Below are 17618 nucleotides of genomic sequence, written 5' to 3' on the forward strand. Positions count from 1 at the left end.
GACAAATTTCCAGCTGAAAAAGCAGGCACAAAACTGAACTGTCCCCCTAGTGTTAGACACCATCTAATGATTGGAGGTAAAGCTCGTTCATGCCTGCTTTTTAGCTTACTATAAATTATTCACCATTATTCCCTTCGCCGTTCCGCAGACTACCCCGCATCTCTGCATAAGCCTCAGGTGTGCCGACATCCTCAATCGTACCTTCCGTAAAATAGGCGCGGATCTCCTGGCGGGAGTGCAGCCACTCGGGAAAATAACTCGGCGCATCCGGGTTGCCTCCTTCGGCGAGATAACGGGAGAACAGCGGCAGCGTTGAACGCTTATAGATATAAAGTGCAAACACGCCTATGTTCGTCCGGGGTGACTGCGGCTTTTCTTCCAAGGAAAGGACCCGCAGCTCATCGTCCAGCTCAGCCACGCCTACACTGCGGAGCTCCTGGATATTGTCTACCGTCCGGACTAGAATACAGTCTTTGTCCACCTGATGAAAATAATTCAAATACCCCTCAAGGCCAAAGCCGAGCACATTGTCGCCTGCCAGAACCAGCAAATCCTCCTTCAGGTGTTCCCGCTCAATGACAAACTGGATATCACCGACCGCACCTAACCGTGTTTCAGGGGAAGAGGTGCCGTCATTCAGAATACGGACAGGCTTCGTCCCGCCATATTCGAGTTGCCACTGCTGAAAAGCGCCGAAGAAGCGCTCATTCGTCACAATCAGAATCTCCGTGATTTCCTCCAGAACCTCCAGCCGGTCCATCAACAGATCCAGAATCGTCCGGGTTCCTTGAATCGGCAGCAGCGGCTTTGGCGTATCCTTCGTTAACGGATAAAGACGGGTCGCATACCCCGCAGCCAAGATTAATGCTATCATCCTGTTCGCTCCCTGCCCTGAATATTTCCCTTAACTATATACCACAGGGATCATCAAGCCAAGTCTGCTGCTGCACCTTCATAAGCTACTTCTTCATCCGATACCGCCGGTATCTCATTACTTTTTTGTACATGGATTTATTTTTGAGCTGATTAAAGATGTAGGGATCCGGATTCATATTCACTTCAATAATCCATGGCGTCAGTGTCCGGTCCAATCCGACATCTACGCCGATCTGCACAATCTTCGGATAGGTTTTCTGCATATGAGCCGCCATCCGTACGCCAAGCGTACTCAGTTCACCCGTCAGCTGAGTAAGCTTCTGTGCAGGGAGATGGGTACTGAGCAAGGTTTCTATCGCTGTTGGTTTGCCGCCGCTGTGGTAATTCGTAACAATCTTGCGCGGGTGGCCCAGACGGCCGATAATTCCGGTAGCTTCCCAGACTCCCTTAGGACTTAACTGCACCATTACACGGATATCGAAGCGGCGGCGGTTATGCTTCAGCAGGTGAATTCCTTTTTGAATCAGATACCTTCTGCCGCCTGTCTTCTTCGCCAGACTTTGGTGAAAGGAATCAAAGGTGTCGAAATGGCGGACCGTTTCTTCATATTGGTAGGTGAAGCCCCCACGTTCCCCCCGCTCCGCGCGGATTACACCGTTCCCATAAGTTCCCCTTTCGGGTTTGACGTAGATCATCCCATAGCTGTAAATCATCTGCTCCAGATTGCGTCTGGTGAATTTACGGGTATCCGGGATATAGGGTCTGATGGAAGCACTCTGAAGCAGCAGCTTCGTTTTTAGCCATTTGCTCTGCAATGAAACAGCTTTTCTTGCCTTCACACCTGCACTCTCCTGTCCGAAAAGGGTTACCCTTTTCCTGATTTACAAAGTCAGTGCATCCTATGCAGAAACAGGCGAGGTGGAATGAACCATCTGTCCCGTCCGGGAATATTAAGTTTCAACTTTCCTCTGCCCGGTCATCCCTTGAGGCTCAGGCATATTCTAGTGCAGACGCGCAAGTGTCAATTTGTGCACGGAGATGAACCTAATGTCAGCAACCTCAGCAGGCTCACACGTTAGCGGCCCCTCTATAGACGTACTAATCCCGGCCATTGAAAAGGACCTGGCCACCCTTCCCTATGTGATCGACAGTCTTCGCTCCTATGTACTCCACCCCATCAGCCACATCTACATCGTCTCACCCGGCAGCAGCAGAATCAGGGAAATGTGCTCTCGCAAAGGCTGTATTTTTGTCGATGAGACTACCGTTCTGCCGTTTACTAAAAAGGACATCCGTTATTCCTCCTCCCGCTGGAACCGTTCCGGGTGGCTGTATCAGCAGCTGCTTAAGCTGAATGGGGATCATATCTGCCGGGAAAATTATTTTTTGGTCATCGATGCCGACACGGTCCTGATTCGCCCCCACCGGTTCCGTTCAGCGGGTAAAACCGTCTTTTACTGCCGCAATTGGAGCCAGCCGGAATATTTCCGCACCTACCGGAAACTGATGGGAACCGCAGCACCTTCTCCCAAGTCTTTTGTGACGCATTATATGCTGTTTGAGAAATCTAAGCTTGCCGCTTTAAAAAGAACCATTGAAGCGCGCCATGGAATGCCTTGGCATGCCGCCATTATCCGCAGTATCGATAGGAAAAAGCAGTTCGGATTTTCCGAATTTGAAACGTACGCCAATTATGTGTACAGCGGTAACCGTGCCTCGGTTTTGCTCAGAAATGCAAATAATAAATCGCTGAAAACCTCAGCATCTGCCGTAGGAATCAAACAACGCCGGAAGCTGGCGCGTACCTACCGGTCAATTTCATTCCATCAGCGTAAGGGATACTCCATTCGAGCCAAGCATTAAGAAGGGGGAGCGTCTTGCCTGCCACTCTTTTCTGCGGCGGTTCCGGCAAGCGGCTGTGCCCGCTGCCGGGCCGAATCCGCTCAACAACGGCTCCTTCCGGTGACGGGAAACCCATAAGCACAGCACATTTTACAGCAGCACCGAAGTCATTTACAAAGAATTGAAAAATCCCGCAGATTAAAGTAAACTAGCAGTGTAATCGACTGCACTTAAGTGCGTTTTATGGAGGGATTTTTTTGGGAAGCGCTGAACGAAGAAGCAGAGAGATGGAGCTTCGCAGGAAGGACATCATAGAAGCCGCCGAGCATGTGTTTTTTGAAAAGGGCTATGAACGCTCTACTATGGATGATGTGGCCAAGCAGGCGGAATTCAGCAAAAGAACCCTGTACGCTTACTTTAACAGTAAGGAGCAGATTTATTTTGAAATTATGATCAGAGGGTACCGGCGCTTAATCGGCCTCTTACAAGACAAGCTTCAGGGGAACAACTCCTTTACCGCACTGGAAGCACTCTGGGAGATTACCTCGGTTTACTATGAGTTTTCCTGCGCGGAGCCGCATTATTTCCAGGCCATTATTGAATATGAGAACAGCCTGGTTGATTTTCAGAACGGGATACCCGATGAGTCCAGGGACGAATGTTATGCGCTCGGGGAAGAAGCCCTGCAATTCGTGAAAAATGCGCTGCAAAAGGGGGTTGAAGAAGGTAGCATTCGTGCGGATCTGCCGGTGGATCAAACCACAATGACCTTATGGGCCAGTATGCTTGGCATATTCAGCACGGTACGGACCAAGAAGCATTACCTTGAGCGTTACTATAAAATCGGACCCGGTGAATTCATCCAAGAATCGTTCCGCCTCCTGCTCCGTTCCCTGGAACCGGCTCAATAATCCCACTTATGAAGGAGAACAGGTATGAAGAAAGCGGTGAAGAAATCTGTGAGTCTTGCTCTAATAAGTCTATCCGCCTTGGTGCTTCTTATTGTTGGCATTTTATTCTACATAAGCGGTGTTTTTCAGAAAGAGGCGTACCTTGAACCGTGGAACAAATCCTATGCTACGCAATTCGGCGATCCGCGGGTCCGCCTGGCTGCACACGGCCTGCTTGCCGCAAGCGGACATAATATGCAGCCCTGGAGAATCTCTCTTAGCGGGAGTGAGCCGATGAGCTTGTACCTCTACGCTGACAGCAGCCGGATGAGCAAGGAGGCTGATCCGCTTGCACGGCAGATGATGATCTCCCAGGGAACCTTCCTGGACTATATCGATGTAGCCGGTCAAAAGCTGGGATATGGAGTTGGCTTAGACCTGTTTCCTATGGGCCCATATGATGAACAGTCGCTGGCAGAGAGCATGGATACTTACCCCGTTGCAAAACTAACGCTGCTAAAGCGCCCTCCCCAAAACACCCCCTTATATGATGACCTGTTTCTCCCCGACACCAACCGGACGGCGTATTCGCCCGCTCCATTAACCCGTGAACAGATTGAACAGCTTGAGGCTGTCAGTGATGGCAGCAGCGTGTCCGTCCGCATTGTTCAGGACAAGGATAACCTGGATAAACTGGGCCGTTACGCCATGCAGGGAGCTGCCATCGAGGCAGCGGCAGCATCTGTAGCCAAAGAATCCGAGGACATCTTCCGTGCGAATGAGCACGAGAAAAATCAATACCGTTACGGGTTCTCCGTAGAGGGCCAAGGCACTACGGGCTTCATGAAACATATCATGCAGGGACTCGTCACCCTCTTCCCGTCCATGAACAGCGGAAAAGCTGCATCGGACCGGCTGATCCAGTCTGTTCAGACAGCGGTAAACAACACGCCGGCCTATGCCCTAATCCTTACCAAAGACAACAGCCGTAAAAGTCAGGTGCTAAGCGGAATCGTATACAGCCGGCTGATTCTGGAGGCGCATCAGCTAGGGCTCGCCATGCAGCCGCTTAGCCAGGTGCTGGAGGAATATCCGCAGATGCAGGCACCTTATCAGGCTATTCACCGGGAATACGCCCCCGAAGGCGGTACCATCCAGATGCTGGTACGCTTGGGCCGGCCCATAAAAGAGGCTCCGCTCAGCATGCGCCGTGAGGTAACGGAATTGCTTACCCCGGCAGATGCCAAGTAGAGCCGGTAACATTTTGAATTAGCTTACTGAACCGGGTGCGTGGCTCCGGCTTCTGGAGCGCGCAGGGCAAAATCAGAGGGATTTTTACCTCTGATTCCGGCTTCTGGAGCGCGCGGGGCGGAATCAGAGGGATTTTTACCTCTGATTCCGGCTTCTGGAGCGCGCGGAACGGAATCAGCCACACCCCTGGCTCCGGGACTTCTCTAAACCGGCTCTTCCCGCATATCATGCTCCATGAAGAGGATGTCGCGCTTCATCTCCTTCATGCCCTGTCTGGAGATCCGCCCGGTCTCGAACATGGCCTGAAGGTTGTCCCGCTCCAGCTGAATCCCGGCCCGGGCCAGCTCCTGTAATGACAGGTCGTAATCTTCGCGGGTACCTGTAGCTGATTGATCTCTGTTCAGACGAAGCAGCATCCGTTCATATTGCAGAATGAACGCGCTGACCGTTTCCATCTCCTGCTTACCCTCCGCAAGGAGCGCGTTCAGCTGCTTAAGCACATAAGCAATGTTTTGGCTTCTGAGTCTGGTCCGTTCGGCTCGTCTTTCGCGGAAGCTTAGGCGGGCCTGCTGCAGGATGCCAACCACATCATCCCATTGCTTAACAGGGAACAATTCTCTTTTATACCGGGCATCCTTTGTACTCATATACAGCATCTGGTTAATTCTTCTCAAATACCGGTAGCCGGTATAAGGATCGACTTCTTTCCGCTCCAGCGCAAGCAGCGTGTTCTCCCGTTCCCATTGCAGGACCAACAGGCCCAGAGCACGCTGCATGTTATCACTTCTGTCGTCCTTCCGGAGCGTGCGGATTCTGGAGGTATACGTATTGATGAGCTGAACGGCGGCCAGCCGGTTTTGGTCTGTGGTCAGATCGTTCAAGCCGGCAACCACATTTCTCAGAATCTCAATTTTGGCCTGTACCTCCTCTTCTTCCTGCGCAGTTGCCGGCTCTTTCCCGAGCAGCAGCGGCAGCAGATAATTGGAGGCCAGCAGTGTCCACAAAATCACGCCGGACGCCAGGAAGATGATGAGATCCCTTGACGGAAAGGCAGTTCCATCCTTAAGAAAAAACGGCAGCGACAACGTACTCGCCAGTGTGATCGTTCCCCGGACGCCCGACAGGGAGAGGATCAGCGCCTTTTTGAATCTGCCCTTCCCCAAGCTGCGTGCATCGCCGTCCTCCGGAACATCTATTAAAAGTACCCAGATCAACCGCAGCCCGAGTACGGCTACAGTCAACAATAGAGTATACATCACGACTTTGAAATTCCCGATTTCCGGGCTGTTCCAAATGGTCTGAATAATCTCAGGCAGCTGTGTGCCAAGCAGCAGGAAGACCAGGCCGTTCAGCACAAAGATGATAACGGACCAGGTGCTTTTGGAGACAACCCGCAGCTTGGCTACCTCGGGATTCATTTTCTTATAGCTGAAGGAATGGGCAATCCCTGCAGCGACTACAGCAAGAATGCCATTGACCCCCAGTTCTTCGGCCGCCATAAATATCATAAAGGGTGTCAGAATCTCAATCAGCATATGGAGGGTAACGTTCTCCATGCCGAGTCTGCGCAGCCATTTTACCACTCCATATTTCACCAGTGTGAGCAGCAGACCCAGGGCCACCCCGCCAAGTGAGATAGAAATAAAGCTGAGCCCGGCGGACTTGAAGGAGAACATCCCGGTAACCATAGCGGCTGCGGCAAATTGAAAGGATACCAGACCCGATGCATCATTGATTAAGGATTCTCCTTCAAGGATCTGCATTGTGCGGTGGGGGATTTTGACCTTCTGCTCCAGCGCACCGACGGCTACAGCATCCGTAGGCGCCAGGGCAGCCGCCAGCGCAAAGGACGCCGCCAGCGGGATCACCGGAAGCAGAGCGTGTACGAAATACCCCACAGCACCGACCGTTAGGAACACGAGACCCAGCGCCAGCAAAAGAATGGGCTTCTTGAGCTTCCAAAGCGCCTCTTTATCCGCATGCCTGCCATCATTGAACAGCAGCGGAGCAATGAACAGTAGCAGAAACAGCTCTGGATTTAATATCACTTCATAATGCAGGGGCAGCAAGGTAATCGCCATTCCCAGCGTAATTTGGATAATCGGCACAGAGACCGACGGAATAAACCGGTTCACCAGATTGGATACCGCCAGCGCCGCCAGCATGAGTAAAATATATTCAAACAATTCCAAAGGTTACTTCCCTCCATCTCTGTAGTCAGGGTTAATGTAGTGTAATTCATGAATTCAAACTGAATGTAAATACGCCGCTTAGGTTATTTATCGGCAATTCCTTATGTGAAAGTTGAAGCTATGGTTTTTCTATTTAGGGAATTATCCGTGACTGCAGAGAAAATTTGGTCTTCCGGCCGCTGTTAGATTTGGATTTCCTCGAATAGTTAATGTATATTTTCAAGTTCGAAGGGACCATTGCCAAAGCTGAATCATTCATGCAAAACAAATGCTTCCCTTTACCGGGGAAGCAATTGCTGTGAGATAAACGTCAAGTATTATGGATTCTCTTAGGCAGAATCTTCATGATTTTTTTATCACCATCGACACTTTATAGTTCGCATATTCATTTAACCCGTCCAGGAATTCATCTATATGCTGATTGGATGGAAATCTGCACTCCAGAAGGTAACACCCATCCCCGCCAATTTTATAAGTATTCAACACAAAGGGCTCTTTCATTTTAATATAGGCCAACAACGGTTGGTGATTAAGTGTATTGGTATAGAGCGTGATGAAAGCATGAATAATACACCCTAACTTGGATTGATTAACTTTTATCGTATACCCTTCAAGCACTCCAGTATCCTCCAGTTTCGCAACACGGCTTGCTGCTGCCTGCCCGGTCATATGCACTTTCTCCCCTAATTCTTTCATGGTGATACGGCTATTTTTGGATAATTCAGACAGAATAAGCAAATCGGTTTGATCCATTGAAGTCCCTCCTATGAAATGCGTGAAAATCTAAGCAAGCGTATTAAGATCACTTTCTTTCAAAATTAAAGTCAAATCATCCAAAGACTTGATTTTATATATGTAAGTTCAATGGTCTCCTAGGTACAATAATATTATAACAAAAGAAAAGGAGCTAATTTTATGAAAGTTAGATTGATAAGAAACGCAACCTTGGTTGTTGAATATGCAGGCAAGAAATTTTTGGTTGATCCATTCCTGGCAGAGAAGGGAACTCTTCCGCCATTTCCTGCTTTCACTAAAAATGAACAATATAACCCTTTAGTTCAATTACCGGTATCGCTTGAAGATTTAATTAAGGGTGTAGATGCGATCATTGTTACTCATTTACATTATGACCACTTCGATGAAGCCGCCAAAGAAGTGCTGCCAAAAAACGTAAAAATGTTTGTACAAAATGAAGAAGATGCAACAGAAATCAAAAAAGCCGGTTTCCAGGACATTGAAGTTTTATCGGACAGCACATCCTTTGAAGGGATCCAACTCGTGAAAACGAAAGGCGAACACGGGAGAGGAGAGGTCTTACACCTAGCCGGAGCAGTTTGTGGTGTTGTTTTTAATCATCCAGATGAGAAAAGGTTATATGTCGCCGGAGACACCGTATGGTACGAAGATGTTCAAAAAGAAATCGAAACCCACCAGCCGGAAGTCATTGTCGTTAATGGAGGAGATGCCCAGCTCACAGAAGGCGGCTCTTTGATTATGGGAAAAGACGATATTTATGAAGTGCATAAGGCTGCCCCTAACGCGGTGATTGTTTCAGTTCACATGGAAGCAGTAAATCACTGGACCTTGTCTAGAGCAGAGTTAAAAAGCTTCCTAAATGAAAAAGGGATTACTTCTAATGTATTCGTGCCGGATGACGGCGAATCTTATACATTCTAATATATAGGGATTACTATTCACTATAAATTTTAAAAAAACAGCTGCCGGAGGTTCCGGCAGCTGTTTTTCGTTTACCATAGCCCTCAGCGTATTCAAAAAACGACTCGACCCATTTAAAAATATTACAACATAACTACACCAAAGCCGCTAAAATACGGTCACACAAATCCATCGTCAGCACATTATCCCGCCCGTTCGATAGCGGCAGGATCCCCTGTGTGCAGCATTCCATGAAATGTGCCATCTCACCCACAAATCCGCGCAGGTATAAATCGCGATAGGCGCCGGACATCGGTGAAGCGGAGGGTGTAAATACGGAATCCTGCTCCTCCAGCGATTGCCAAGGCAAGGAATCACCGGTCCGCGATTGATGGATAACAAGCTTATCGATCTCTTCCGCGGAGGCGAAGCCATGATCAAATGTAACCAGCAGACGTTCACTCTCTCTGGACCAGGCCGTCATTCCGGTAAAATACACATTACCGACAATCCCGTTCTCAAATTTGAGCGCAATGCTCTGTGAGATGAATTCGCCGCTGCTGCTGCTGAAACCCGAGATTTGTGCAACTTCCCCGAACAGAAACCGCATCAGATCAATGATATGAATGGCTGCCAGCTTGATAAACTGCTCCTCGTCCTTGCAAAAAGGAGTGCTGTCCACGGCGAAAGTCGCCTGAAAAGAACGGGCAGCGCCCAGCGTTTCTCCTTCTATGAGCTCTTTCAATTTCTTATAGACAGGGGCGTAGCGCTTCATGAACCCTACCATTACAATTACTCCGGCTTGTTTGGCCGCATCCGCGATCTGCAGCGCTTCGCCGGCATTCCAGCCGAGCGGCTTGTCCACATAGACATTTTTGCCGGCTCTGATACAATCGAGCACCATAGCGGTCTGATCCCCAGGCTGGGCAACGACCACAACGCCGTCGCACTCCTCCTGTTCCAGCATCAATTGATAGTCGTCATACGCCTTGCCACGGCTTCCGAACCGCTGGAGCGCCGCTTTTGACCGTTCCAGATCACGGGTAGATATGGCTGTAATTTCTGCTCCTGCTCTAATTACAGAAGGATAAATATTGGTCGATGCATGAAAGCCTGCGCCGATGAAACAGAGTTTTGCTGTACTCAAGGCTGATCGCTCCTAATGTATGTCTTAGTTATATCCGGATTATTATTCTACCACGGGAGCACATTACCGGCATAATCGGTAAGCATAAGCCCCTGCTCCACATCGTCCAGCTTCAGGCGGTTCTCTACCAACTGCAGGATGTGCCGGGCCGACTCATCGGGAGTGAGACTACCTGTGGTGTCCAGCTTACCTTGCATATACGTCTGAACATGCCCCGGATGGATGACCATCACCTTACCGCCCTGCTCCGAGATCTGATTATGGATCAGCTGAGACTGCATATTGAGGGCTGCCTTGGACATACAATAGGCGTACCAGCTGGTGCGCCGGCAGGCTCCGATGCTGCCGGCTTCAGAGGAAATATTGACGATCAGCCTGCTCTCACTGAGGAGTAGCGGTTCGATTAAGCCATTTGACATGCGAAGCGCCCCCAGCGTATTCACCCGGAATACCTGCTCCATCTCTGCAAAATCCAGCTCATCCTGAACCGTAGCTTGTATATCCCCCAGAATCGCACCATTGTTAATTAGAATGTCCACCCGGTCCGTAACGGCTGAGACCGCGTCCAGCGCAAGCTTCACACTCTCTTCATCGCTTATATCCAGCTGCAGCACCTGCAACCGTTCTTTATGGCTTGCCTTAAGCTGACCCAGTGCATTATCATTCTCTTGTTGATACTGACCGGCAAACACATGATAACCCTGATCGAGCAGCTGCTTAACCAGACTGAGTCCGACACCCCGGTCAGCGCCGGTTACCATAACCCATTTTTTTTGCATAATTCCGCCTCCTGCTGATTCTATGAATACCTAAGGAGATGATACCACTGAAACCATTCATACAGCTGCTGCATTTTGGCTATCATCAGGCGATGAGCTGTATTTTTCCTGTAGCGATCTTTGGCACGCTGGCTCTTTCCAGTATGGTAGAGATTCCTTTCGTCTACCGTTATGATGCTGTTCTGATCATACTCCTTACCGTGCAGTATCTGATGTACCGCAGCGGACTGGAGACCTGGGATGAAATCAAAGTAATCTGTATATTTCACTTGATCGGCCTGCTGCTGGAAATCTATAAAGTCAGTATGGGATCCTGGTCCTACCCCGAGCCTGGGCTTACAAAAGTACTGGGTGTACCGCTCTATAGCGGATTTATGTATGCGAGTGTCGCAAGCTTTATGTGCCAGATCTGGCGCAGGCTGAAGATGGACATGACCGGATGGCCGGGGCTTGCTTCTGCGGGGATACTGGGAGGCGCCATCTATCTGAACTTTTTCACCCATCACTTTATTCCTGATTTCCGCTGGCTGCTGACAGCACTTGTATTCGTTGTCTTTTGGAGAACCTGGATTATATACCGGGTACGCTCCGTTACCTACCGGATGCCCTTATCGCTGGCTTTTATCATCGTTGGATTCTTCATCTGGCTGGCCGAAAATGTGGCTACCTTTTTTAATGCCTGGAAATATCCGGACCAGCAGCAAGCCTGGCATTGGGTCAGTTTCGGTAAAATCAGTTCATGGTTCCTGCTCGTCATCATTAGTGTCATTATTGTAGCCCAGTTAAAACATGTTAAAGCGGGAATGGGGAAGTAATCATATGAAACCGAAGTTAATATTAATCGAAGGATTACCGGGCTCAGGGAAAACAACAACCGCTGGCTTAATCCATGAGCTGCTCAAGGAAATGAACCTTAGCGCTCAGCTATTCTTAGAGGGAAATGCGGACCATCCTGCTGACTATGAAGGGGTCGCCTGTTTTACGGCAGCTGAACTCGCTGAATTATGGATTACCCATAACAAGTATAAAGAGTTATTGAGTAAACGGTTGATTACACAAGGGGACCGGCACTTCCTGGAATACCGGAAAATCAAACAGGAATTAGGAACGGATTTCCCGGATGAACTGCTGGCTGACGTCTCCAGATATGATATTTATGAATTGCCGCTGGAGTACAACAGAACTCTGATCACAGAGCGTTGGAGAAGATTCTCAGCGGATGCTCAACACAGCCCTGACATCTATATTTTTGATTGCTGTTTCATACAAAATCCTGTAACTGTAGGGATGATCAAATATGGCGCAGCAAAAGAAGCCGTTATAAGCTATGTCGAAGAGCTGGCCGCCATTGCCAAGCCGCTGAAGCCGCTGCTGATTTACGTAGAGCAGAACGATCTTGATCGTTCTTTCCGCAAGGCTGTTCACGAAAGACCCAAAGAATGGTCTGAGGGATTTATAGATTATTATACTAACCAGGGATATGGAGCACAGCAGGGGTACCATGGGTTAGAAGGAACCTTGCAGGTGCTGAAGGCACGAAAGGATCTGGAAGCAGAAATATTTAGCGGCCTGGCCATAGACAGGCACAGAGTGGATAACTCTGCATATGATCTGAGCGGTTATAAGCAAGCATTAACACAGATTCTGGCAGATCATTTCAGCCAGGTTTAGGGGGATTAAACGGATGGATCAGAAATACCCGATTGGCACTTTTCAATTTGATGATGAAATTACAAACAAAGTTACAAGTGCTTGGATAAACGAGATTGAAGATTTACCAGGATTATTACGGGAGGCGGTAAAAGACTTAGATAATGAACAGCTGGATACCGCTTATCGTTCTGGAGGATGGACTGTGCGGCAGGTAATACATCATCTTGCAGATAGTCATATGAATGCCTACATTCGCTTTAAATTGGCTCTTACAGAAGAAAGTCCTACAATTAAGCCCTATGATGAAAAGAAATGGGCTGAACTATCAGATTCTAAGTTGCCCGTGGATACTTCACTTTTACTCCTCGAATCATTGCACAAACGCTGGACTAACGTGTTACGTGGTTTAACTCCTGCTGATATGGAAAAGACATTTATTCATCCGGAATCAGGTGAAGTTTCAATAGGTAGAAATATAGGAATCTATGCCTGGCACGGGAAGCATCATCTTGCACATATTACTTCTTTGCGTAACCGTAAGGGCTGGTAATAAAAATAAAGACAGGGATCATCACAGATCCCTGTCTTTTCAATTAATCATCTTGCAGGAGCCGCGTTTGAGCAACACCGCATCATAAACAATATGCTGATTGCTTGACCGTCCGGAAATAAGGTCGAACAGGACACCCACACTGGATAAAGCCATTTCGGTACCCGGCTGGCTGATGGTATCGAGCGACGGGTGATAATATTCAGCCATTTCAATCCCGTCAAAGCCGATGATCGAAATGTCATCCGGGATCGACAGACCTGCGGTAAGCACCGCTTTGGCTGCGCCGATCGCAATCGTATCCGAAGCAGCGAACATGGCTGTAAGTCCCTTGTTCTTATTCAGCAGTCTCCGCGCGGCATTAAAGCCTGAGCTCGGACTGTATTCGCAGTCCTCGACCAGCCCGGCATCGTAAGGCAGACCATGCTCTTCGAGTGCCTGCTTGTAGCCCAGAAACCGCCGGTTGCCTGTCGTCTCATCCAATAAAGGAGACTTGGCCAGGAATCCGATATTCGTATGCCCTAGGGAGATCAGATAATTGGTGGCTTTATAGGCTTCCTTCAATTCATTGATAATCACACTGGAAAAGATGGCCGGGTCCACTTCCTGCGTGGAGGTGATGGTCGTCAGCACAAACGGAACCGTCAGCTGCTTAAACTTCTCCTCGGAATGATTATAGGTTCCGCCCATGAAGATAATCCCGCACAGATTCTTCTCCTTCACGAGCTGAATGGCTGCATTGATCTCATCCGTTCCATCCTCCACCTGCTGGATCAGAAACGGATATCCGCGCAGATTAACCTGCCGTTCAATTTCCTTGATCATATTGGAAAAGAACGGGTTGGTGATTCCTTTGACCATCAGTGCAATATTCTTAGACTGTGTTGTTTTCAAATTCCGCGCGTTGGAATTGGGAATGTAATTGTATTCCTTGACCACACTCAGCACTTTTTCCCGCGTGGCTTTGCTCACGAGTCCCTTGTTATTGATTACCCTGGAAACCGTCGAGATGCCCACACCGGAAATCCGCGCGATATCCTTGATATTTACGTCCACTTTACTCCTCCATTTATGGGTAAAGGAGCTATATCGGATCATAGCTCCTTTACACCTTTTAACGTTCCTTAGTTGACAGGAACAAATTCAGCCAGTTGCTTCTCTACTTCGGCAATGACCTTGTCAATTCCTGCTTTTTTCAGCTGATCGCGGTATTCTGCAACGGCTTCTTTAGGATCTTTACTGGTTTTGCCCAGCATCAGCTGGATGCCCAGCTGTGAATTTACGTTCGAGATCGAAGCAATTTCCGTAGTCACATTGGATGGATCGAAGCTGAAGCCATTGTAAGGATCATCGATGGCAACTTTATCCCATTCAGCGAACAGGGAGTTACGGACCGGATTTTCTGTATCGCTTGGAATCACGAACTTGTCATTGCGGAGCGACCAGGCTGCGAAGCCGCCGCCGTCTGTTTTTTCATTGTAGCCTGCAGGGAACTTCTTAATACCGTTTTCAATCACATACTGCTTGCCTTCGATACCGTATTGAATGAGGTTGTAGTAGCTCTCATCCGTCATGAACTTCTCAATGACCATAAGTGCACGTTCCGGATTAGCCGAATTGGTGCTGATTACCGTCGAGTTGTCTACACCCATCTTGCGTTTGATTTTCTTATTGGCTTCCGCGAAGGTGAAGAAGTAAGGATCCGACTCCGGCTGTGCCTTCATGTCCGCACCATATTGGCCGATCCAGTCCTGGGCATGGGTCAGATAACCTGCAGAATTGGCTGCTCTGAAATTATCCTTGCCGCCCAGAGTAGCGGACAGCACGTCCTTGCTCCAGTAACCTTTATCCGCCCATTCGCGCATCTTCACAGCCCAGTCTTCGAACTCCTGGGTGAACGCCGGATGGAAGACGGTTTTATAATCCTCGGGACTCTTCGTAACCAGATTCAGCTCATTCAGAGAAATCCCCGGCGCATTCAGCCACATCCCCGTAGTATCAACCAGCATTCTGAACATGTTCTCCGCATCTTCCGCTTTGCCGTTAATCGGCGGGAAGGATTCATTGGCGACCACGTTATCCATGTACTTTTCCATATCCGCAATCGAAGTGATTTTGTCCATACCATACTTCTTCAGCAGGTCTGAACGGTAGGCATAACCGTAAGGTGTGTATTCACTGTATAAGCTCGGAACGCCATAAATTTTGCCTTTGTATTTCGTGTTCTGCCAGGCGCTGTCGGGAATTTCCGCCTTTAGCTTCGGAGCAACTTTGTCCAGCATATCCGTGATATCTACCAGTGCGCCTTCACTAGCCAAGGTAAAATAGGAGACCGGTGCTCCCGGGGAAGCGTGTGACATATCAAAGGATTCGCCGGAAGCGAATAGCAGCGGGTATTTGGTGGCAATATCCGGCCAATCGATATACTTCACTTCAAGGGTAGCGTTGAGATCAGCCTTAAGCTTTTTATTAATCTCGGCAAGGATAGCTTTATTCTGAACCCCTTCACTTCCCCACAGGTAATACGTCAGCTTGGCTTCTTTGGAAGTATCTACTCCGCCTGTGTTAGCAGAAGTTTCTGGTGCTTTCGTGGCTGCCGCATCATTCACCGGCTCATTGTTGTTAGATGAACAGGCTGACAAAACTCCGCTAAGCATGAGGACAGCAATTAAAGAAGACGCAATCTTTTTACCTTTCATTCGGTAAGCCTCCCTTTTCTCTTCTATTTACGAAATGCCTTCATTTATAATAAACGCCCCTCGGAAGCAGACGTCCATTAACCCTTTACAGCCCCGATCGTCAGGCCGGTTACGAAGTAACGCTGTACGAACGGATACAGGAGAATGATCGGCCCGGTAGCCAGCACCGCTGTAGCCATCTTGATCGATTGGGTCGGAAGATCAGCGGTATTGATGACCGCTCCCGAGTTAATCAGTGCTCCAAGATTCGTCTGGCTGACCATCCGCTGTAGAAAGTATTGAAGCGGATATTTGGCCGGAGTGTCGATGTACAGCATCCCGTTATACCACTCATTCCAGAAGCCCAGCGCCGAGAATAGCCCGATCGTAGCCAGCGACGGAACCGCCAAGGGAATAAAAATCCGCCAATAGATACGAAAATCACCGGCACCGTCAATTGTCGCAGATTCATACAGGGAGTCCGGGATCGCCTTCATGAAATTACGCATCAGGAAAATAGACCATGCACCCACCACCGCCGGCAGAATCATCGCGAACAGGCTGTCCTTCAGATGGAGGTGTTTGACCATCAGAATATAAGTTGGAATCAGGCCGCCGCTGAAGAGCGTTGTGAAGTAAATCAGGAATGAAAAGAAATTCCGGTATTTGAAGTCCTTGCGGTTGAGCACGAACCCGGCCATCGACATCATAAACAGTCCAAGCACAGTACCCACTACGGTGATAAAAATCGTGACCTGGTAAGCATTCACCAGCTGGGTGGAGTTATTCAGCAGCAAGTCGTAGGCTTTAAATGAAATTTCCTTGGGCAGCAGCTTGTAGCCTTCGCGGACAATCTCCTGCTCGTTCATGAATGAGGAGGAGATCATCAGCGCAAAAGGAAACAGGCAGAACAGTGCGAATATTGTGACACAGAAGTAGCTGATCCCCTTAATGAGAATACTGCCGGAGTCCTGTTTGATCGTATTCTTTTCCATCATCATCACCCCTGTTTCTATCTAAAATAGTGCGCTGTCCGGTTCGACCTTGCGTACGATAAAGTTAACCACCAATACAAGAATCAGGCCGAACAAAGATTGATAGAAGCCCACCGCCGCTCCCATGGAGAAGTTGAACTGCCCTACCAGTGAACGGAAGACATACGTATCTATGATATCCGTCTGCGGATACAGCACGGAGTTGGTGCCGATCAGATTATAGAACAGGTCGAAGGAGCCTTTGAGAATTCCGCCCATTCCGAACAGCAGCAGCAGAATAAAGGTTGGCTTCAGAATCGGCAGGGTCATATAGCGGATCCGCTGCCAGGTTGTGGCTCCATCCATATAGGCCGCCTCATACAGATCATGATTGATTCCGGTGATGGTGGCGAGATAGACAATCATGCCGTAGCCGGTACTGGCCCAAATCTTGAAGGCGACGATGATATACTTCCAGATGCCCGGATCAGAATAGAATTCATAACGGTCAAGCCCGGTGCTGACCAGCAGGGTATTGATAAAACCGGAGTTGAAGTTGAAGATATTGTAGGCAAACACGCCCACGATAACCATTGAAATGAAGTTCGGCAGGAGAATGACGGACTGGGAGACCTTCTTGAACCATTTGCCCGAGATTTCGGACAGCATAATTGCAAATACGATTTGAATGATATTGCCCAGAGCCAGGAAGACGAGATTGTAGAGCAGCGTATTTTTCGTAATATTCCAGAGATCACCGTTCTGCACCAGGAATTCGAAATTCTTCAGGCCGATGAAATGGCTTCCGAAAATACCTTTGTTGAGATTATAGTCCACAAATGCGACGTAAGCGCCGGGCATTACCGCATAGTGGAAAATTACGAAATACAGAATTACAGGCAGCAGCATGAGAAACAGGACTTTGTTTTTAATGATTTCTCTGACAATATTCCCACCCGTATGCACAAGTCTTGCCAATGAGCCCACCTCCAATTTGAACGGTAATGAACGTATTGAATGGTATAGAAACGTTTCCATCATTTCTTTGGAACTCCCCTTGCGAAGAGCATACTCCTGAAATGTATGCGCTGTCAATTGAAATTATTTTTTAATTTTTAAGTACTAATATC

General features: G+C 48.6%; 18 protein-coding genes. 7 read left to right on the forward strand and 11 right to left on the reverse strand.

Annotated features, from left to right (window positions below):
• Positions 1 to 115 precede the first annotated feature (115 nt).
• The gene (locus L6H70_RS09915) at positions 116 to 874 is read right to left on the reverse strand and encodes a nucleotidyltransferase family protein (RefSeq protein WP_236332352.1); all 759 of its coding nucleotides are present in this window, start codon (positions 872 to 874) and stop codon (positions 116 to 118) included.
• An 85-nt stretch (positions 875 to 959) separates the two neighbouring features.
• Complete coding sequence (locus tag L6H70_RS09920; protein ID WP_236332355.1) at positions 960 to 1715, reverse strand: YheC/YheD family protein; 756 nt, start codon at positions 1713 to 1715, stop codon at positions 960 to 962.
• A gap of 208 nt (positions 1716 to 1923) precedes the next feature.
• Between L6H70_RS09920 and L6H70_RS09925 the strand changes: the two genes are divergently transcribed.
• The 3 genes from L6H70_RS09925 (at position 1924) to L6H70_RS09935 (ending at position 4859) form a co-directional block, all read left to right on the forward strand.
• Positions 1924 to 2739 (forward strand): DUF6492 family protein, encoded by an 816-nt coding sequence (locus L6H70_RS09925; protein ID WP_236332357.1) that lies wholly within the window; start codon positions 1924 to 1926, stop codon positions 2737 to 2739.
• Positions 2740 to 2975: 236 nt separating this feature from the next.
• A complete protein-coding gene (locus L6H70_RS09930) occupies positions 2976 to 3629 on the forward strand; it encodes a TetR/AcrR family transcriptional regulator (protein WP_236332359.1) in 654 nt (217 codons plus the stop codon).
• Between the two features lie 24 nt (positions 3630 to 3653).
• On the forward strand, positions 3654 to 4859 hold the full coding sequence (locus L6H70_RS09935) for an Acg family FMN-binding oxidoreductase (RefSeq protein ID WP_236332360.1): 1206 nt from the start codon (positions 3654 to 3656) through the stop codon (positions 4857 to 4859).
• A gap of 23 nt (positions 4860 to 4882) precedes the next feature.
• Here L6H70_RS09935 and L6H70_RS09940 read toward each other — a convergent pair whose 3' ends face one another.
• The 3 genes from L6H70_RS09940 to L6H70_RS09950 all read right to left on the reverse strand — a co-directional run bounded on the left by L6H70_RS09940 (position 4883) and on the right by L6H70_RS09950 (position 7804).
• The gene (locus L6H70_RS09940; protein WP_236332362.1) at positions 4883 to 5041 is read right to left on the reverse strand and encodes a hypothetical protein; all 159 of its coding nucleotides are present in this window, start codon (positions 5039 to 5041) and stop codon (positions 4883 to 4885) included.
• Positions 5042 to 5062: 21 nt separating this feature from the next.
• A complete protein-coding gene (locus L6H70_RS09945; protein WP_236332364.1) occupies positions 5063 to 7051 on the reverse strand; it encodes a Na+/H+ antiporter in 1989 nt (662 codons plus the stop codon).
• Positions 7052 to 7393: 342 nt separating this feature from the next.
• Positions 7394 to 7804 (reverse strand): Lrp/AsnC family transcriptional regulator, encoded by a 411-nt coding sequence (locus L6H70_RS09950; RefSeq protein ID WP_236332366.1) that lies wholly within the window; start codon positions 7802 to 7804, stop codon positions 7394 to 7396.
• 162 nt (positions 7805 to 7966) lie between these two features.
• Between L6H70_RS09950 and L6H70_RS09955 the strand changes: the two genes are divergently transcribed.
• Positions 7967 to 8728 carry an MBL fold metallo-hydrolase gene (locus L6H70_RS09955; protein ID WP_236332368.1) on the forward strand — a complete coding sequence of 254 codons (762 nt, stop codon included), beginning with the start codon at positions 7967 to 7969 and terminating at the stop codon, positions 8726 to 8728.
• 133 nt (positions 8729 to 8861) lie between these two features.
• Here the strand turns inward: L6H70_RS09955 and L6H70_RS09960 are convergent, their stop codons facing one another.
• Positions 8862 to 9854, reverse strand: a complete 993-nt coding sequence (locus tag L6H70_RS09960; protein ID WP_236332370.1) for a Gfo/Idh/MocA family oxidoreductase — start codon at positions 9852 to 9854, stop codon at positions 8862 to 8864.
• Positions 9855 to 9901: 47 nt separating this feature from the next.
• On the reverse strand, positions 9902 to 10633 hold the full coding sequence (locus L6H70_RS09965) for an SDR family oxidoreductase (RefSeq protein WP_236332373.1): 732 nt from the start codon (positions 10631 to 10633) through the stop codon (positions 9902 to 9904).
• A gap of 38 nt (positions 10634 to 10671) precedes the next feature.
• On the opposite strand from L6H70_RS09965, the gene L6H70_RS09970 reads away from it, so the two are divergent.
• Genes L6H70_RS09970 through L6H70_RS09980 form a run of 3 tightly spaced genes read left to right on the forward strand, consistent with a single transcriptional unit; the run spans position 10672 to position 12836 of the window.
• Entirely contained in the window at positions 10672 to 11448 is a 777-nt protein-coding gene (locus L6H70_RS09970; protein ID WP_236332375.1) for a DUF817 domain-containing protein, read from the forward strand.
• 4 nt (positions 11449 to 11452) lie between these two features.
• Positions 11453 to 12304: a P-loop NTPase family protein gene (locus tag L6H70_RS09975; RefSeq protein WP_236332377.1), complete on the forward strand. Its 852-nt coding sequence runs from the start codon at positions 11453 to 11455 to the stop codon at positions 12302 to 12304.
• A 13-nt stretch (positions 12305 to 12317) separates the two neighbouring features.
• Positions 12318 to 12836 carry a YfiT family bacillithiol transferase gene (locus L6H70_RS09980; protein WP_236332379.1) on the forward strand — a complete coding sequence of 173 codons (519 nt, stop codon included), beginning with the start codon at positions 12318 to 12320 and terminating at the stop codon, positions 12834 to 12836.
• 39 nt (positions 12837 to 12875) lie between these two features.
• Here the strand turns inward: L6H70_RS09980 and L6H70_RS09985 are convergent, their stop codons facing one another.
• The 4 genes from L6H70_RS09985 to L6H70_RS10000 all read right to left on the reverse strand — a co-directional run bounded on the left by L6H70_RS09985 (position 12876) and on the right by L6H70_RS10000 (position 17475).
• The gene (locus L6H70_RS09985; protein WP_236332382.1) at positions 12876 to 13892 is read right to left on the reverse strand and encodes a LacI family DNA-binding transcriptional regulator; all 1017 of its coding nucleotides are present in this window, start codon (positions 13890 to 13892) and stop codon (positions 12876 to 12878) included.
• A 68-nt stretch (positions 13893 to 13960) separates the two neighbouring features.
• Positions 13961 to 15535 carry a DUF3502 domain-containing protein gene (locus tag L6H70_RS09990; RefSeq protein ID WP_236332385.1) on the reverse strand — a complete coding sequence of 525 codons (1575 nt, stop codon included), beginning with the start codon at positions 15533 to 15535 and terminating at the stop codon, positions 13961 to 13963.
• A 77-nt stretch (positions 15536 to 15612) separates the two neighbouring features.
• Complete coding sequence (locus L6H70_RS09995) at positions 15613 to 16509, reverse strand: carbohydrate ABC transporter permease (RefSeq protein WP_236332388.1); 897 nt, start codon at positions 16507 to 16509, stop codon at positions 15613 to 15615.
• A gap of 21 nt (positions 16510 to 16530) precedes the next feature.
• A complete protein-coding gene (locus L6H70_RS10000; RefSeq protein ID WP_423802817.1) occupies positions 16531 to 17475 on the reverse strand; it encodes an ABC transporter permease in 945 nt (314 codons plus the stop codon).
• Between the last annotated feature and the right edge of the window lie 143 nt (positions 17476 to 17618).

Origin of the sequence: Paenibacillus auburnensis (genome assembly GCF_927798115.1) — a bacterium.
Taxonomy (GTDB): domain Bacteria; phylum Bacillota; class Bacilli; order Paenibacillales; family Paenibacillaceae; genus Paenibacillus_AQ; species Paenibacillus_AQ auburnensis.

Bases quoted from the DNA above. Each gene is read 5' to 3' on its own strand.
- L6H70_RS09935 (WP_236332360.1), top strand. From the start codon at position 3,654: ATGAAGAAAGCGGTGAAGAAATCTGTGAGTCTTGCTCTAATAAGTCTA.
- L6H70_RS09995 (WP_236332388.1), bottom strand. From the start codon at position 16,509: ATGGAAAAGAATACGATCAAACAGGACTCCGGCAGTATTCTCATTAAG.
- L6H70_RS09990 (WP_236332385.1), bottom strand. From the start codon at position 15,535: ATGAAAGGTAAAAAGATTGCGTCTTCTTTAATTGCTGTCCTCATGCTT.
- L6H70_RS09950 (WP_236332366.1), bottom strand. From the start codon at position 7,804: ATGGATCAAACCGATTTGCTTATTCTGTCTGAATTATCCAAAAATAGC.
- L6H70_RS09955 (WP_236332368.1), top strand. From the start codon at position 7,967: ATGAAAGTTAGATTGATAAGAAACGCAACCTTGGTTGTTGAATATGCA.
- L6H70_RS09915 (WP_236332352.1), bottom strand. From the start codon at position 874: ATGATAGCATTAATCTTGGCTGCGGGGTATGCGACCCGTCTTTATCCG.
- L6H70_RS09980 (WP_236332379.1), top strand. From the start codon at position 12,318: ATGGATCAGAAATACCCGATTGGCACTTTTCAATTTGATGATGAAATT.
- L6H70_RS09965 (WP_236332373.1), bottom strand. From the start codon at position 10,633: ATGCAAAAAAAATGGGTTATGGTAACCGGCGCTGACCGGGGTGTCGGA.
- L6H70_RS09925 (WP_236332357.1), top strand. From the start codon at position 1,924: ATGTCAGCAACCTCAGCAGGCTCACACGTTAGCGGCCCCTCTATAGAC.
- L6H70_RS09970 (WP_236332375.1), top strand. From the start codon at position 10,672: ATGATACCACTGAAACCATTCATACAGCTGCTGCATTTTGGCTATCAT.
- L6H70_RS09975 (WP_236332377.1), top strand. From the start codon at position 11,453: ATGAAACCGAAGTTAATATTAATCGAAGGATTACCGGGCTCAGGGAAA.